The sequence below is a fragment of the Pseudomonas mosselii genome, from assembly GCF_019823065.1.
GTDB lineage: Bacteria > Pseudomonadota > Gammaproteobacteria > Pseudomonadales > Pseudomonadaceae > Aquipseudomonas > Aquipseudomonas mosselii.
The window spans coordinates 4,934,272-4,949,364 of sequence record NZ_CP081966.1; the positions used below are offsets into that span (position 1 = coordinate 4,934,272).

General features: G+C 64.4%; 16 protein-coding genes. 4 read left to right on the forward strand and 12 right to left on the reverse strand.

Features of this window, described 5'->3' with window-relative positions:
* Positions 1–534 precede the first annotated feature (534 nt).
* A complete protein-coding gene (locus K5H97_RS22955; protein WP_222577998.1) occupies positions 535–1,560 on the reverse strand; it encodes an IS110 family RNA-guided transposase in 1,026 nt (341 codons plus the stop codon).
* A 214-nt stretch (positions 1,561–1,774) separates the two neighbouring features.
* Positions 1,775–2,557: a class I SAM-dependent methyltransferase gene (locus K5H97_RS22960; RefSeq protein WP_028691558.1), complete on the reverse strand. Its 783-nt coding sequence runs from the start codon at positions 2,555–2,557 to the stop codon at positions 1,775–1,777.
* Between the two features lie 96 nt (positions 2,558–2,653).
* Here K5H97_RS22960 and K5H97_RS22965 point away from each other — a divergent pair, with 96 nt between their 5' ends.
* Positions 2,654–3,274: a hypothetical protein gene (locus tag K5H97_RS22965; RefSeq protein ID WP_028691559.1), complete on the forward strand. Its 621-nt coding sequence runs from the start codon at positions 2,654–2,656 to the stop codon at positions 3,272–3,274.
* Positions 3,275–3,276: 2 nt separating this feature from the next.
* Here the strand turns inward: K5H97_RS22965 and K5H97_RS22970 are convergent, their stop codons facing one another.
* The 7 genes from K5H97_RS22970 to ppc form a co-directional block, all read right to left on the reverse strand.
* On the reverse strand, positions 3,277–3,966 hold the full coding sequence (locus K5H97_RS22970; RefSeq protein ID WP_028691560.1) for an extensin-like domain-containing protein: 690 nt from the start codon (positions 3,964–3,966) through the stop codon (positions 3,277–3,279).
* A 6-nt stretch (positions 3,967–3,972) separates the two neighbouring features.
* Positions 3,973–4,803 (reverse strand): isocitrate lyase/PEP mutase family protein, encoded by an 831-nt coding sequence (locus K5H97_RS22975; RefSeq protein WP_028691561.1) that lies wholly within the window; start codon positions 4,801–4,803, stop codon positions 3,973–3,975.
* A gap of 22 nt (positions 4,804–4,825) precedes the next feature.
* Positions 4,826–5,695: a DUF72 domain-containing protein gene (locus K5H97_RS22980; protein WP_028691562.1), complete on the reverse strand. Its 870-nt coding sequence runs from the start codon at positions 5,693–5,695 to the stop codon at positions 4,826–4,828.
* 3 nt (positions 5,696–5,698) lie between these two features.
* The gene (locus tag K5H97_RS22985; RefSeq protein ID WP_028691563.1) at positions 5,699–5,989 is read right to left on the reverse strand and encodes a hypothetical protein; all 291 of its coding nucleotides are present in this window, start codon (positions 5,987–5,989) and stop codon (positions 5,699–5,701) included.
* A 132-nt stretch (positions 5,990–6,121) separates the two neighbouring features.
* The gene (gene tsaB / locus K5H97_RS22990; RefSeq protein ID WP_028691564.1) at positions 6,122–6,796 is read right to left on the reverse strand and encodes a tRNA (adenosine(37)-N6)-threonylcarbamoyltransferase complex dimerization subunit type 1 TsaB; all 675 of its coding nucleotides are present in this window, start codon (positions 6,794–6,796) and stop codon (positions 6,122–6,124) included.
* Positions 6,797–6,886: 90 nt separating this feature from the next.
* Positions 6,887–7,537, reverse strand: coding sequence for an adenylate kinase (gene adk / locus K5H97_RS22995; protein ID WP_028691565.1), 651 nt, complete (start codon positions 7,535–7,537; stop codon positions 6,887–6,889).
* A 258-nt stretch (positions 7,538–7,795) separates the two neighbouring features.
* The gene (gene ppc / locus K5H97_RS23000) at positions 7,796–10,423 is read right to left on the reverse strand and encodes a phosphoenolpyruvate carboxylase (RefSeq protein ID WP_028691566.1); all 2,628 of its coding nucleotides are present in this window, start codon (positions 10,421–10,423) and stop codon (positions 7,796–7,798) included.
* Between the two features lie 146 nt (positions 10,424–10,569).
* On the opposite strand from ppc, the gene K5H97_RS23005 reads away from it, so the two are divergent.
* The 3 genes from K5H97_RS23005 (at position 10,570) to K5H97_RS23015 (ending at position 12,421) form a co-directional block, all read left to right on the forward strand.
* The gene (locus K5H97_RS23005) at positions 10,570–10,914 is read left to right on the forward strand and encodes a hypothetical protein (protein WP_028691567.1); all 345 of its coding nucleotides are present in this window, start codon (positions 10,570–10,572) and stop codon (positions 10,912–10,914) included.
* 255 nt (positions 10,915–11,169) lie between these two features.
* Positions 11,170–11,583: a DUF4398 domain-containing protein gene (locus K5H97_RS23010; RefSeq protein WP_028691568.1), complete on the forward strand. Its 414-nt coding sequence runs from the start codon at positions 11,170–11,172 to the stop codon at positions 11,581–11,583.
* A 49-nt stretch (positions 11,584–11,632) separates the two neighbouring features.
* Entirely contained in the window at positions 11,633–12,421 is a 789-nt protein-coding gene (locus K5H97_RS23015; RefSeq protein WP_028691569.1) for an OmpA family protein, read from the forward strand.
* A gap of 164 nt (positions 12,422–12,585) precedes the next feature.
* On the opposite strand, the gene K5H97_RS23020 is transcribed toward K5H97_RS23015, so the two are convergent.
* From K5H97_RS23020 to K5H97_RS23030, 3 genes are read right to left on the reverse strand one after another with little or no spacing between them, the layout of a single operon-like run.
* On the reverse strand, positions 12,586–12,912 hold the full coding sequence (locus K5H97_RS23020; RefSeq protein ID WP_028691570.1) for a hypothetical protein: 327 nt from the start codon (positions 12,910–12,912) through the stop codon (positions 12,586–12,588).
* 2 nt (positions 12,913–12,914) lie between these two features.
* On the reverse strand, positions 12,915–13,832 hold the full coding sequence (locus K5H97_RS23025) for an alpha/beta hydrolase (RefSeq protein ID WP_028691571.1): 918 nt from the start codon (positions 13,830–13,832) through the stop codon (positions 12,915–12,917).
* Positions 13,804–15,081, reverse strand: coding sequence for a flavohemoglobin expression-modulating QEGLA motif protein (locus tag K5H97_RS23030; RefSeq protein WP_028691572.1), 1,278 nt, complete (start codon positions 15,079–15,081; stop codon positions 13,804–13,806). The genes K5H97_RS23025 and K5H97_RS23030 overlap by 29 nt, the downstream gene beginning before the upstream one ends.
* Positions 15,082–15,093 lie beyond the last annotated feature (12 nt).

A 15,093-nucleotide genomic window follows, 5' to 3' on the forward strand; every position in this document is an offset into this window, starting at 1 on the left:
GAGCGGGCTTGCCCCGCGATGCGATCGAAAGATTAATTAAGCTGCAACTAGCGACAGCTGCGCCAACCCAGGCGCCGCCCGTAACTTCGCGACTTCAGGAGGCCGAACGGAGGTCTTGCGGAGGGAGGTGACGGGCATGGATGCCCGTCAAGCGCTGGGGCCCAGGATGGGCCCTGCAGCGCGGCCCTCCCGGGAGCAAGGCCGGAGTGAGGGAACCCGGAGCGAAGCGCAGGGCCGGATGAATGGAGCGCAACGGCTTTGGTTACTTTGGCCAAGACCAATCTATGGTCACCCCATTTTTTGCAATACTGTTCATCAGATGGAATGGATGGCTTGCTTCAATCTATCCGGCGTCTATTGGGCTCGCATCCCGCGCCACGATGAGCATTCGCACCTGGCGATCCTAACAAAGTAGGCGGCTTCCAAGAGCCAATTGGTCGTTCAGGATCATCGCCAGGCCGATCGGCCGTTTATTTCATCTGTTGTTCAGCTATCGCAAAACCTGATGGTGAAACTCGGTGCAGCACAACGGGGTCAGGCGTTTATCGCGTCTGGCTCCGTTTTATATTGCGTGTGCCGAGTGGCAATGGCCCACGCAATGCGTGCCAGTTTGTTGGCCAACGCGCAGGCCACCACATTGGAGTGACGTCGCGCGAGCAATGAACGCACCCAATCGGCCAATGGGCCTTTCTGATACTTCAGGCGAAGCATGTAGACCCGTGCGCACAGCACCAGCAAATGCCGAAGGTTCTTGTCGCCACGCTTGCTGATCCCCAGCAAAGCTGGCCTACCACCAGTGCTGTACTGGCGGGGCACCAGACCTACAGAGGCCGCAAAGTCCCGGCTACTGCCGTACTGCCGAGCATCTCCCATTTCTACAGCCAGCAGGCTGGCGGTGATCGGCCCAACACACGGCATGCTCAGCAAACGACTGCCTAGATCATCGTCAGCCAGTTGGCTCTCCAGCTCTTTGTCCAACACCTTGATCTGCTCGCTCAAGTAGACGAAATGATCATGCAGGCGCTGCTGTAATGCGACGAGCCGTATTGGCAGGTCGTGCTCTTCAAGCACCGAAGCAAGGCGTTTGACCACTGCCAATCCGGTCGGCAGGCTGACACCGAATTCGAGCAGGAACCCATGCATCTGGTTCACCGTCTTGGTTCGGTCGCGGATCAATGATTCACGCATCCGATGAGAAACAGAGAGCGTTTGCTGCTCAGGCGATTTTGGCGTCACAAAGCGCATGGAGGGTCGGGAAGCGGCTTCGCAGATGGCTTGCGCATCGACGAAGTCATTCTTGTTGCTCTTGACGAAAGGTTTAACGAACTGCGGCGAGATCAGCTTGGCCTCATGATCCATCGCTTTGATTTCTCGCGCCAGGCAGTGTGAACCGGCACAGGCCTCCATCACTACCGTGCAAGGGGGATGATTGGCCAGAAACCGCATCATCTGCTGCCTTGAGCACTTCTTGCGCATTACCTCTTTGCCGAACTTGTCCTGGGCGTGCAGGTGGAAGGTATGTTTACCAATGTCGATGCCGATCAGGGTCACGCTGCTCATGATGACGGTCTCCGAAGTAAAAGCACCCTGCGAAAGCGTACGCCTCGCAGGGTGCCGGGGTGACCATCTCATTAAGTAACCCGCCGTAAGGGCGGAAAGGTGAATAAGCGTCGACATCACAAATGAATGCGCATACAACTTCAAAAACAAACACTACCCGAAACTAACGAACTAACGAACTAACGAACTAACGAACTAACGAACTAACCAACAGTCAAGCCTTCAAAGCCTTCTTGGGATATATATCGTACCGACTCGACTTCCCCTCCAGACTATGACTCGGCTTGGCCCCCTCGATAATAGGCGCCTTGCGCGGCCGCTTGACCACCACCCGATGCGTGGCCAACGCCAAAGCCGCCTCGAGCAAAGCCGGTGCATCCAGGTCATCACCGACCAAAGGCCGAAACACCCGCATTTCCTTCTTCACCAACGCGCTCTTGTCCCGATGCGGAAACATCGGATCCAGGTAGATCACCTGTGGCGCCTCCCCCTCCCAAGCCCGCATCCGCTCGATCGCATTACCAGTCAACAACCGCATGCGCGCAACGATCGGAGCAATCTCCTCATCGCCACGCGCCCGCACCAGACCATCCTCCAGCAGCGCGGCAATCAACGGCTGACGCTCGATCAGGGTCATCTGGCAACCCAGGCTGGCCAGTACGAACGCATCCTTGCCCAACCCCGCCGTAGCATCGAGCACCTGCGGCCGCACGCCCTGGGCGATGCCCACGGCCTTGGCGATCATCTGCCCGTTGCCACCGCCGTACAACCGCCGGTGCGCCGCCTGCCCCTCGACGAAATCCACCCGCACCGGCCCCGGCGCCTGCGGCCCGAGCTGCTGGATCTGCAGCCCTTCGTCCCCCAGCTGCACGGCGAATTCCGCGGCTTCATCGACCAACGGCAAGCCCAGCCGCTCGGCCCATGCCTCGGCCTGCGCCTGGAACTGCGGGGCCAGTGCCTCGACCCTGATACCTGCGCCTTGCTGCTGCTCTACCATCCGTTCCCGCACTCGAAAAAAATTAATGAAACCCCGGCCAGAGCCGATACAGGCAATATCCCGCTATTCTGCCAGAGCTCAACGTCCGCGACTGCCATGTCAGACACTCTTCCCATCGGCTTGACCTATTTGTCGCCCGTCGGCAACTACGGTCGACAGAATACCCAGGCACTGGGTGGCGTCAGCCATCTGTGGCAGGATTTCTTCGCCCGGGCCATGGCAGAGCAGCCGCAAGGCGAAGTCGACTCCTTCAGCCAGGCGCTGATGCAGTGCGACCAGGACAGCGGCGAACCAGTCGGCGGCGCCCGTGCCCTGGCGCTGATCGACGCCCAGCGCGCCCTGCCGGTTCACGACACCGAAGTAACCCCGCCCGAGCCCCTGTTCCTGCCCAAGGCGGAACTGGAAGCCAAGCTGCTGCCGCCCGCCCCCGAGCCCTTCGACACCGTCGAACTGATCGAGCAACAGCGCCAACTCGACATCAGCAACAGCTGGCTGCGCCCGGTGGTCATGAGCCAAGGCCACCCCATCGCTGAGCCCGGCCCCGGCCCATCGCCACGGCCGCTGTTCCTGCCGATCGCCGAGTTCGAGACCCATCTGCTCGATCCTGCGCCCGAACCCTTCGACGAGCAGACCCTGGCCAAGCAGCAGAACGACCTGGAATTCGATATCCACTGGGCGCGCCCGGTGGTGCTGAACAACGTGCGCGTGCACGCCTGAGTTCAACGGCAGATCTGCCAGAACCCCATGTCCAGGTGAAAGTGGTTGTGGTGCGCGGCATTGTAGTCCGGCCCCAGTGCCGTGCTGAAGCTTTCGCAGGCCGCCGCCTGCACTTGCCGCAGGAAGTCAGCCTTGGGGCCCTCTCCCCGCCAGTCCTGGGCCAGCACGATGCGCTGCCCATCCTTCAGACGAAAACCACTGATATCAAGCGCATTGGCCGTGGCATGCTGGCTGAGCCGGCCTTGCTTGCGGTGGTAGACATTGCGGCAGGCGAAACTGCCCAGATGATCGACCTGGGCCACCGACTGACCGAACACCCGCTGCGCTGCCGGCTGCAATCCATGCATTTCGAACAGTGCATAGGCCACCGCCAACGGACAACTGGCGAGGAAACTGCTGCTCAAGCGCGCCTGCCCACCCTCCACACGCCAGACGTTGCGCAGCGGGCAAGCGGCCTGCGGCGGGCTGTCACTCTGCGGTCGGTAACGCAGCGTGGTGGTCTGCAACGCCTGGCGGCATAGCTCGGGATCGTCGCGCAGGCGCGACAGCTTGTAAGGCGTCAGCAGATTCGGGGGCTGCCGAACATCCAGAGCGGCCCAGGGGTTCCAGGCAGCTGGCGGGCGCCAGCCCATCAACCAGGCGAGCAGCACAACCAACAGCAGGCTGAGCAACGCAATTAACGCTCTACCCATGGGCCCTCAACGGCGGAACAGGTCGTTGAGCTGGGCAAATGGCAGGGCCTGCTCGCCATAGCCGAAGGTGCCCTGCTCGCGGATCTCCAGCGCGGCCCGCTGGAAGGCGCCCAACGCCGCACGCGCCAGCGACGAGCCGACACTGATGCGCTTCACACCAAGGTCCTGCAGCTGATTCACGCTCAACGGTACCCCCGGCATGCCCATCAGCACATTCACAGGCCTGGGCGCTACAGCCTGCACCACTGCCCGGATCTCGTCGACGCTGCGCAGGCCGGGCGCGTACAACACGTCCGCTCCGGCCTCGGCATAGGCCTGCAGGCGGCGAATGGTGTCATCCAGGTCGAGGCGCCCGTGCAGCAGGTTCTCGGCGCGGGCACAGAGGGTGAAGGGGAAGGACAGGCTGCGGGCGGCCGCGACGGCGGCACGCACCCGTGCCACGGAAAGCTCGAAATCGTAGATCGGCGCATCGCTACGCCCGCTGGCATCTTCGATCGAACCACCCACCAGCCCCGCTTCGCCAGCGCGCTGGATGGTCCGGGCGCAGTCTTCCGGCAGGTCGCCGAAGCCGTTTTCCAGATCGGCCGCCACCGGCAACGGCGTGGCATCGACAATGGCACGGGCATTGTCGAGGGTCTCCTCGGGCGTCAGCGCGCCTTCGGCATCCGGCCGCCCGAGGCTGAACGCCAACCCGGCACTGGTGGTGGCCAGCGCCTCGAAACCCAGGCTGGCCAGCAACCGTGCGGAGCCGGCATCCCACGGGTTGGGAATGACGAACGCGCCATCACGCTCATGCAGTGCCTTGAAGGCTTCGGCTCGCAGGGTTTGCACATCCATGGTTCAACCTCCGACAGTCAGATCACAGTAACCCCAGTTGTTCGACCTCAGGGGCACGCGGCAATTCAGGCAGCGCCGCCAAGCCTGGCAACAGGCACATCAGGCGCTGGTGAAAACGCTGGGCCAGTGCCGCGGCCAGACGGTTGTCCGAGGTATGCAGGAAGACGTACGGGCGGCGCCCCTCCTCGATCCAGGCGGCGACCTTGTCGACCCAGGGCGTGAGAAAGCGCTCGTTGGCCTCGAGCTCGGGATGGCCGATGAACCGCACCTGCGGGTGCCGGGTAAAGGCCGCCGGGCGCGGCGGCACCTTGGGCTTCTTGGCCTGGGCATGGAGCACGGCGGGCTCGCGCGAAGCGCAGCTGAACAACGCACGCGGATCCAGGCAGATGCGCTCGACACCGCGTTCATGCAACAGGCGATTGAGTTGGCGCTCCTCCTCGCCACGGGCAAAGAACGCGTCGTTGCGCACCTCCACCGCCACCGGCACGCCGATCTCGTCGAGAAAGTGCGCTAGCTCTGCGAGCCGCGTCGGCCCGAACATCGCCGGCAACTGCAGCCAGTAAGGCGACACGCGTTCGCCCAAGGGCGCCATCAGCCGGGTGAAGTCCAGCGCCGAATCGAGCTGTTCGCGCAGGTCGCCCGCGTGGCTGACATCCCCTGGGAACTTGGCGGTGAACCGGAACCCAGCCGGCATGATCTGCGCCCAACGCTCTACCGTGGTTGGCGCGGGGCGGGCATAGAACGTGGTGTTGCCCTCGACGGCGTTGAATACCTGGCTGTACAGCCCGAGGAACTCGCTGGTACGGGCGTCGGCGGGGTACAGGTACTCGCGCCAGGCGTTTTCAGCCCAGGACGGGCAACCGAGAAAGTAAGGGAGGGGTGATGGCGTCATCCATCAAATGTACAGGTCCAGCCCCAGCACTTCCATCTCCCAGTCGGTGAAGCCGGCAGTGGTCAGGTAGCTGGCGAGCGCCGTTGAGGTCCGCCGGTCGCGGGCACGGGGGAAGATCAGGTCCTGCTGACGGGCCGGCAGGTTCTCGCCGCGACGGCTGGCGCGGCTGACCTGCGCGTCGATGTCCTCGATGATCTCGGCGTCGGCTTCGTCGATGGCTTCGTCACGCGCCGGCGCCTTGCGAGGCGCGCGCTTGATGGGGTAGCTCTGTGAGGAGAAGCCGTCGATACGCATGAAAGGGGCACTCAGGATCAATGATGGCAATTTAGCAGCATCAGGAATCCTTCGCTAATGCCCGAACTGATAACTGGACCACAGAACGCGCAAAAGGTTTTATCGTGAACGGCGATAGCCGACGAACTGCGTTCAACGCGCCTTGGGCGTAGCCACATTATCGCGCAGGTAAACCGGTTGCGCCTGCTCGGCGACGACCGCCTCCCCCCGCGCCCAGGCGAAACCGGCCAGAGTGAGGATGTCCAGTGCGCTGGGCAGGGCCACGGCATCGCTGGCCGCGACCTGCACGGCCAGCCGCTCGGCATAGCCCCAGCCGGTGCCGGCGCCGAACCAATCGCCCTCCAAGTCTTGCGGCAGCGCAACCCGATCGGGCGGCAGCACCGTTTCCTGGCCGATCAGACGCATCTCGCCCTGCTCGGCGCAGTAGCAGCCCCAGTACACCTCGTCCATGCGCGCATCGATGGCCGCGGCCACCTGCTGCACGCCTCGCTCACGCAGCGCGCCCTGGGCCAGCGCCGCCAGATTGGACACCGGCAGCACCGGACGCTCAAGAGCGAAAGCCAGCCCCTGGACCACGCCGATGGCGATACGCACGCCGGTGAAGGCGCCCGGGCCACGGCCAAAGGCGATGGCGTCCAGCGCGCTCAGCGCCACACCCGAGTCGGCCAGCAGTTGCTTGATCATCGGCAGCAGTTTCTGCGCGTGCAGGCGTGGGGCCACCTCGTAGTGACTGGTCACCTTGCCGTCGTACAGCAGGGCGACGGAACAGGCTTCGGTGGCGGTATCCAGGGCCAACAAGGTGGTCATCGAACGAGGTATCCAGGCGACAGGGGAAAAAGAGCGGCAGTATAAACGACAACGGCCCGCAAGCGGGCCGTCGTGACGCACGGTGATGGATCAGCTCAGGGCTGCCAGCACCTTGGCGGTGATCGATTCGACCGAGCCGACGCCTTCGATGTGGCTGTACTTCGGCTTGCCAGCATTGGCGGCCGACAGCTTCTGGTAGAAGTCCACCAGTGGCTTGGTCTGGCTGTGGTAGACCGACAGGCGGTGACGCACGGTTTCTTCCTTGTCGTCATCGCGCTGGATCAGGTCTTCGCCGGTGACGTCGTCCTTGCCTTCGACCTTCGGCGGGTTGTACTGGATATGGTAGGTACGGCCCGAGGCCAGGTGCACGCGGCGACCGGCCATGCGGCCGACGATCTCTTCGTCGTCCACGGCGATCTCGACCACGGCGTCGATGTCGACACCGGCGGCGACCATGGCTTCAGCTTGCGGGATGGTGCGCGGGAAGCCGTCGAACAGGCAGCCGTTGGCGCAGTCTGGTTGAGCGATGCGCTCCTTGACCAGGCTGATGATCAGCTCGTCGGAAACCAGCTGGCCGGCATCCATGACCTTTTTCAGCTCCAGGCCCAGCGGGGTGCCGGCCTTGACGGCGGCACGCAGCATGTCACCGGTGGAGATCTGCGGAATACCGAACTTCTCGGTGATGAACTTTGCCTGAGTACCTTTACCGGCCCCGGGAGCTCCCAGCAGAATTACGCGCATCTTGTGCTCCTCATATTTTTCTTTGCAAATCAACGGATTCGGCGCACAAGGCCAACTCCGGAAAATCGGACGAGACCGTAAAATCGGTCAAAAGGCTGCTCAAGATACACAGCGCCCGCCCCCCCGACAAGCGTCCAAAAGTGCCAGGAACGGGCCGCCCGCGGCTGGCCGGGGCACGGGTTGCGCCCGGCGCAACCGGCCGTCACGGGTTGGCGCAAGGCCAACCCGGCCCATCACCGAGACCGGTTTCGAACGACCTCAGCCGGTATTGCGCAAACCAGCCGCGATCCCCGCCACGGTCACCAGCAAGGCCTGCTCCAACGGGCTGTCCAGAGCGGCTTCACGGCTGCGCGAGCGCGCCAGCAGCTCGGCCTGCAGGCGGTGCAACGGGTCCAGGTAGGTGTTGCGCAGGCGGATGAATTCCAGGGTTTCCGGGCTGTGCGCCAGTAGCACCGGCTGCCCGGTCAGCCCCAGCACCACCTGGCACGACTGCGACAATAGGTCGCGCAGGTGCGCACCCAGCGGCAGCAGTTCGGGTTGCACCAGACGTTCGTCGTAGGCCTCGGCGATTTGTGCATCGGCCTTGGCCAGGACCATCTCCAGCATGTCGATGCGGGTACGGAAGAACGGCCATTGCTCGCGCATCTGCGCCAGCAGCGTCCCCTGTCCGCGTGCCAGGGCATTGTTCAGCGCCGTTTCCCAGCCCAGCCAGGCCGGCAGCATCAGCCTTGTCTGGGTCCAGCCGAATATCCACGGGATCGCCCGCAGGCTCTCGATGCCGCCGGCGCGGCGCTTGGCCGGGCGGCTTCCCAGCGGCAGGCGGCCGAGTTCCTGCTCGGGGGTGGACTGGCGGAAGTACTCGACGAAGTCCGGGTTTTCGCGCACCACGTCGCGGTAGGCCTTGACGCCATCGGCGGCCAACTGGTCCATCAACGCGCGCCAGGCCGGCTCCGGCGGTGGCGGCGGAAGCAGGGTCGCCTCCAGCACGGCGGCCAGGTAGAGGTTGAGGTTCTGCTCGGCAATGCCCGGCAAGCCGAACTTGAAGCGGATCATCTCGCCCTGCTCGGTGGTGCGGAAACGCCCGCCCACCGAGCCCGGCGGTTGCGACAGGATCGCCGCATGGGCCGGTCCGCCGCCGCGCCCGACCGTGCCGCCCCGGCCATGGAACAGCAGCAGCTCGACCTGGTGCTCGCGACAGATGCGCACCAGGTTCTCCTGGGCGCGGTACTGGGCCCAGGCCGCCGCGGTGGTGCCGGCGTCCTTGGCCGAGTCGGAATAGCCGATCATCACCTCCTGCGGCCCTTGCAAACCAGCGCGGTAGCCCGGCAAACCGAGCAGGCGTTCCATCACCGGGCCCGCGTTGTCCAGGTCGGCCAGGGTCTCGAACAACGGCACCACGCGCATCGACCGGGTCAGCCCGGCCTCCTTAAGCAACAATTGCACCGCCAGCACATCGGAGGCCGCGCCGGCCATGGAGATCACGTACGACCCCAGCGACGCCGCAGGCGCGGCGGCAATCTCGCGGCAGGTGGCGAGCACCTCGGCCGTCTCGGCCTGGGGCTGGAAATGCGCCGGCAACAGCGGGCGACGGTTGTTCAGTTCGGCCTGAAGGAACGTGATGCGTCGCTCCTCGTCCCACTCGGCATAGCGACCGAGGCCGAGGTAGTCGGTGATTTCCGACAGTGCATCGCGGTGGCGGGCGGCATCTTGGCGCACGTCCAGGCGCACCAGGAACAGGCCGAAGGTCACCGCGCGGCGAAGGCAGTCAAGCAACGGGCCGTCGGCGATCACACCCATGCCGCATTCATGCAGCGACTGATAGGCCAGTTCCAGCGGCGCGATCAGCTCGCGATTGTCCACCAGTACCGCAGCACTGGCAGGTTGTGTGCTCGTCAGCGAGGCATGGGCCCAGGCACGGGTGGCGCGCAGGCGATCGCGCAGTTGCTTGAGCAGGGCGCGATAGGGTTCGGCGCTGTCGCCGACCTTGTCTTTCAGCGCGGCGTTGGCCTGCTGCATGGAAAGCTCGGCGGCCAGGCCGTCGATATCGCGCAGGAACAGGTCGGCGGCCATCCAGCGCGCCAGCAGCAGGACTTCGCGGGTGACCGCCGCCGTAACGTTGGGGTTGCCGTCGCGGTCACCGCCCATCCAGGAGGCGAAGCGCACCGGCGCCGACTCCAGCGGCAGGCGCAGCCCGGTGGCCTCGAACAAGGCCGCGTCGACCTTGCGCAGGTGGTTGGGGATCGCCTGCCACAACGAGTGTTCGATGACCGCAAAGCCCCACTTGGCTTCATCCACCGGGGTCGGCCGGGTGCGACGGATCTCCTCGGTGTGCCAGGCCTCGGCGATCAGGCGGCGCAAGCGTTCACGCACCTGCTGGCGCTCGCCGGGAACGAGGTCGCGGTGGTCCTGCGCGGCCAGTTGCGCGGCAATGGCGTCGTACTTCTGGATCAGGGTGCGGCGGGCCACCTCGGTGGGATGGGCGGTAAGCACCAGCTCGATGTTCAGCCTGGCCAGTTGCCGGGCCAGCTCATCGTTGCCGTGGCCCGCCGCCTTCAGCCGCGCCAGCAGTTCCGGCAGCACCCGCGCCTCGAACGGCTCGGGCTGGTCGGCGTCGCGGCGCCGGATAAGCTGATACTGCTCGGCGATGTTGGCCAGGTTGAGAAACTGGTTGAATGCCCGCGCCACCGGCAGCAGGTCCTCCTCGGCCAGGTCGCCCAGGGTCGAGCTCAGTCGCTCGCCCTGCCCGCGCCGGTCGGCCTTGGCGCTGTGGCGGATGTCCTCGATCTTCTGCAGGAACGCCTCGCCATGCTGCTGGCGGATGGTCTCGCCCAGCAGTTCTCCCAAAAGGTGCACATCCTCGCGCAAGCGCAGATCGATATCACTCATCAGCCTTCTCCACTCCAGGAAACCGCATGCGCCCAAGAGTGCCCACTCGCGCCCGCGCCTGGCAAGCCAGAAGCGGCCAGAGCAACTAAAGTGAACACAGGACATCCGAAGCAATGCCACTACCAGGCTTTGACAGAGAGGTCATCATGAAAATTCGCCAACTCGCCGAGCACTGGGAACAGAACGCCGCCGGCCTCCTGAGTCCCACCGGCCATGTCCTGCACCTGGACATGGAAGCCGAAGCGCGCCTGGCCGCGCTGATCGACATGTACCCCAAGCGCAGCCCCGAGGAACTGCTGGGCGAATTGGTGGCGGCGGCGCTCGAGGAACTGGAAGCCAGCTTCCCCTACATCAAGGGCCAGCAGGTGATCGCCACCGACGAAGAAGGCGACCCGCTGTACGAGGATATCGGCCCCACACCACGCTTCCTGGCCCTCTCCCGACGCCACCTGCAAGCCCTCGGCAGGGTGCGCAAGGAGCCGTCGCACTGAACCTTTCCGGGTGCCGGGCGAAGCCCGGCATACCGTCATCCACGGCGGAAGTTCCAGGAAAAATCCGCTGACTGATTAGTCAGAAAAAAATACCTTTAGCGTGCAAATTTTTCTGAACTATTCAAAAAATGCCTGGGTCACAGCCAATAGCCATCACGGCAAAACCCTGTAAACACGGGCCTTTGCGCCCGACGCTGGCCACAGGGGAACAGCGATAGCCACCGCGTGGCATCGTCGTTTAACAGGAGTGACCCAATGGAGTTGACCACCATGAAGACCCGCATCGCACAACCTTCCTCCACTCACCTGCGCGGGCTCAAGCTGGCCGCGCTGGCCCTGGGCAGCAGCCTGGTGCTGGCCGGCTGCGCGGGCAAGCCGCCGACCGAGCAATACGCCGTGACCCAATCGGCGGTCAACTCGGCGGTCAGTGCAGGTGGCACCGAATTCGCCGCGGTGGAGATGAAGGCTGCCCAGGACAAGTTCAAGAAGGCCGAGATCGCCATGCACGACAAGCAGTACGACCAGGCCAAGCTGCTGGCCGAACAAGCCGAATGGGACGCCCGCGTCGCCGAGCGCAAGGCCCAGGCAGCCAAGGCCCAGAAAGCCGTACAGGATGCCCGCCAGGGTATCAACGACGTACGCGAGGAAGGCCTGCGCAGCGCCGAATGAGCCCTGCCCAGCCTCATGAGCCTTCGTTAACGATCAAAGGATGAACACTATGCGCAACTACGTCATGATTCCCGCCCTGCTGGCCTTGAGCGTGGGCCTTGCCGCCTGCTCCCACGACCCGAACGCCAACCTGGAGTCGGCCCGCACCAACTTCTCCGCCCTGCAGAGCGACCCACAGTCGAGCAAAGTGGCCGCGCTCGAGACCAAGGACGCTCAGGACTGGCTGAACAAGGCCGACAAAGCCTACATGGATCGCGAGGACTCGAAAAAAGTCGACCAGCTCGCCTACCTGACCAACCAGCGTGTCGAAGTGGCCAAGCAGACCATCGCCCTGCGTAGCGCCGAGGCCGAACTCAAGAACGCCGCCGCCCAGCGCGCCCAGGCCAAGCTGGACGCCCGCGACGCGCAGATCAAGAAGCTGCAGGACAGCCTGAACGCCAAGCAGACCGACCGTGGCACCCTGGTGACCTTCGGTGACGTGCTGTTCGACTTCAACAAGGCCGTGCTCAAGAGCAGCGCCTACCCCAACGTCACCAAGCTGGCCCAGTTCCTCCAGGAGAACCCTGAGCGCAAGGTGATCGTCGAGGGCTATACCGACAGCGTTGGTTCGGCCAACTACAACCAGACCCTGTCCGAGCGTCGCGCCGGTGCGGTGCGCATGGCACTGGTACGTGCCGGCGTCGATCCAGCACGCATCGTCGCCCAGGGCTACGGCAAGGAGTACCCGGTGGCCGACAACAGCAGCAACTCGGGCCGCGCGCAGAACCGTCGGGTGGAGGTGACCATCTCCAACGACAACCAGCCGGTGGCACCGCGCTCGGTGAGCCAGATCCAGTAATCGCTAGTGCTTGAGTGAAGAACCCCGCCTGATGGCGGGGTTTTTCATGGCTTGGGATTGAACATCGTGAAGGTGACGCCTCGCGGGGCAAGCCCGTTCCCACGCAAAAAACATCTTCTTGAAACCTGGTCTGGCACCGACCCCATCTGAAGGTCAGGACACGCTCACTGCACCTGCTGCGGCGTCTCCTGCCCCATGCAACGCACCGCGCGCTTGCGGTTGTCTACCAGCACCCCGGTCAGGCCCTTCTGCTCGGTGTCGAACAGCACCAGCACGCCATCGATGCACTGCGCCACCTGTGGCGCCGGCGTCAGCGAGACCTTGTAGTCTTCCCCCGGAATGGTCTTGAGCATGGTGAAATCCTGCAGCAACAGCGCATCCTCGGGCTTGGCGAAATGCAGGTAGCCGTAGTACCAGAGGGCTCCCACCGTCACGATGATGCTGCCGACACCGGTCAGGATCAGCGGGATGGCGTTGCGTTCTTCACTCATTGCTAGTTCTTCTCGTCAGGGTAGTTGGGTACTTCGGCCAGGCGGCGCAGGCCGTTGAAATGGGTAGGGTCTTCCAGGAAACGCAGCATCACCTGACGCCAGGTCGGATCGGCGAAGGTCTGCACATGGCCGCCCCGGGTCAATTGCAGCACCCGGGGCGGCGGCGCCTGGCGGTACAGGCGCAGGCCGTTGTCCAATGGTACGAGGTTGTCGTCGATGCTGTGGAAGAACAGCTTCGGCGGGCTGTCCAGGCGGGCGATCGAGTTGACCGCGCTGTCGCCGTCCGGCACCAACCACGACAGCGGCACCTGCAGCGGCCAGGTCATCCACGAAGTGCTCAGGGCATATCGCCCCACCGCCCGGTAGCTGGCGGGCACGCCATCGAACACCAGGGCGCTGAAGCGTCGGCGCTGCTCGGGGTGCTGGGCCAGGTAGTGGATGGCCATGGCCCCTCCGAGGCTCTGGCCGAGCAGCACCAGCGGCCGGCCCTGGGCCTGGGGCGCCTTGTCGAGCCAGTCCAGCGCCGCGCCGATGTCGCCGTACACTTCAGGCAATGTCGGCTTGCCCTGGGACAGCCCATAACCGCGATAGTCGATCATCAACACCTGGTAGCCTGCTTTCGGCAGCCAGTAGCTGCCGCCCAGGTGCCAGGCCAGGTTGCCGCCATTGCCATGCAGGTGCAGCACCGTGCCCTTGACCTCGACACCCTGCGGCACGGGCAGCCACCAGCCATGCAGGCGCGTGCCGTCGGCGGCGCTGAGGGTCAGGTCCTGATACTGCAGATGGGCCCTTTGCGGGGTGAACGGCTGACCGGGCTCGGGATAGAACAGCAGGCTGCTGCAACCGCCCAACAGCAGCAGCCCGAGGCCGAAGGCGAGGTGACGGCAGGCGTCAGAGAATGTTCGCGTAGTCGGCTTCAATACGGTCCAGGCTCAGGTGGTTGAGGAAGTTGGAGAAGCACATCCAGGCCGACAGCGCGTTGAGGTCGCGGAACTGCTCGGGCAGGTACTTGGGCGGTTCGACCAGCCCTTCCTCGACCAGCTGGCGCAGCGTGCGCATGTCTTCCAGGGTGGTCTTGCCGCAGAACAGCAAAGGGATCTGCTCGAGCTTGCCCTTCTTCACGGCCAACTGAATGTAGTTGTAAACCATGATGAAGCCCTTGAGGTAGGACAAGTCCTTGGTGAATGGCAGGCCGTTGGGCACCGAGCCACGGAACACCCGGCTGGCGTTGCTGTAGCTCTGCCCCATCTCGAAGCCCTGGCCGCGGAAGAACTCGAAGACCTGCAGGAAGTCGGCGCCCTCCTCCACCATGTGGATGGCACGGGTACGGTTGGTGAGCTTGCGCAGACGGCTGGGGTAGGAGGCAAAGGCGATCACCTCCATGAGGATCGCCAGGCCCTCCTGGGTCACCGTCGACGAGGGCGGGCCCTTGGCCAGGAAAGTACAGATCGGCTGGTTCAGCCCGTTGAGGGTAGTGCCGACGTGCACCAGGCCTTCATGCACTTCCAGGGCGCGCACGTCGCGGCTGTTGAACATGGCGTCGGCGCGCACCTTGATGTAGTCGGCCCCGGCCGCGGCGTCGGCAACGATGCCGTCGGACTCGAACACGCGGATGGTCTCCTCGGCCTCGCCGAACACCTTGTTCAAGCGACGCTGGAGGATCTCCACCGCTTCCTTGGCCGTGAGGTTCTTCGGCTCGTCCTTCAGGTCGCCGCGACCGTCGATGTTGTTCAGGTAATCCGAGAGCATCAGGCCCAGGTCGGCCAGGGTCGGGTCGCCGGCGTGGAAGGCGTCGGAGGCGGCGCCATAGAGCTCCTGAGAGATCAGCCCGAAGTCCTCGGTGCCGCGTGCCTCGAGCATGCGCACCACCATGCGGTATTCCTTGCACATGCGCCGCATGATCTGCCCGACCGGATTGAACTGGCCCAACTGCCGGGTGATGTCGCGCTCGATACTCTGGAACTCGGCCTTCACCGCGCTGGAGTCGAACGACAGCGGGCGGTTCTGGTAGTAGGCACGGTCCACCGCTGGTGGCTCCTTGCCCTTGGCCTTGAGAAAGCCCTGGCGGATGCCATCGTCCCATTTCACCGCGTCAAGCACGCGGATCGGGGTCTGCGTGGCGACGATGCGGTCGGACAGCGTGCGTATGGTCTGCTGGTACTCGTCCACGCGGGACTCCTT

Bases quoted from the DNA above. Each gene is read 5' to 3' on its own strand.
- K5H97_RS23015 (WP_028691569.1), top strand. From the start codon at position 11,633: ATGCGCAACTACGTCATGATTCCCGCCCTGCTGGCCTTGAGCGTGGGC.
- K5H97_RS23010 (WP_028691568.1), top strand. From the start codon at position 11,170: ATGGAGTTGACCACCATGAAGACCCGCATCGCACAACCTTCCTCCACT.
- tsaB (WP_028691564.1), bottom strand. From the start codon at position 6,796: ATGACCACCTTGTTGGCCCTGGATACCGCCACCGAAGCCTGTTCCGTC.
- K5H97_RS22970 (WP_028691560.1), bottom strand. From the start codon at position 3,966: ATGGGTAGAGCGTTAATTGCGTTGCTCAGCCTGCTGTTGGTTGTGCTG.
- adk (WP_028691565.1), bottom strand. From the start codon at position 7,537: ATGCGCGTAATTCTGCTGGGAGCTCCCGGGGCCGGTAAAGGTACTCAG.
- K5H97_RS22960 (WP_028691558.1), bottom strand. From the start codon at position 2,557: ATGGTAGAGCAGCAGCAAGGCGCAGGTATCAGGGTCGAGGCACTGGCC.
- ppc (WP_028691566.1), bottom strand. From the start codon at position 10,423: ATGAGTGATATCGATCTGCGCTTGCGCGAGGATGTGCACCTTTTGGGA.
- K5H97_RS23020 (WP_028691570.1), bottom strand. From the start codon at position 12,912: ATGAGTGAAGAACGCAACGCCATCCCGCTGATCCTGACCGGTGTCGGC.
- K5H97_RS22955 (WP_222577998.1), bottom strand. From the start codon at position 1,560: ATGAGCAGCGTGACCCTGATCGGCATCGACATTGGTAAACATACCTTC.
- K5H97_RS22980 (WP_028691562.1), bottom strand. From the start codon at position 5,695: ATGACGCCATCACCCCTCCCTTACTTTCTCGGTTGCCCGTCCTGGGCT.
- K5H97_RS23005 (WP_028691567.1), top strand. From the start codon at position 10,570: ATGAAAATTCGCCAACTCGCCGAGCACTGGGAACAGAACGCCGCCGGC.
- K5H97_RS22985 (WP_028691563.1), bottom strand. From the start codon at position 5,989: ATGCGTATCGACGGCTTCTCCTCACAGAGCTACCCCATCAAGCGCGCG.
- K5H97_RS22965 (WP_028691559.1), top strand. From the start codon at position 2,654: ATGTCAGACACTCTTCCCATCGGCTTGACCTATTTGTCGCCCGTCGGC.
- K5H97_RS22975 (WP_028691561.1), bottom strand. From the start codon at position 4,803: ATGGATGTGCAAACCCTGCGAGCCGAAGCCTTCAAGGCACTGCATGAG.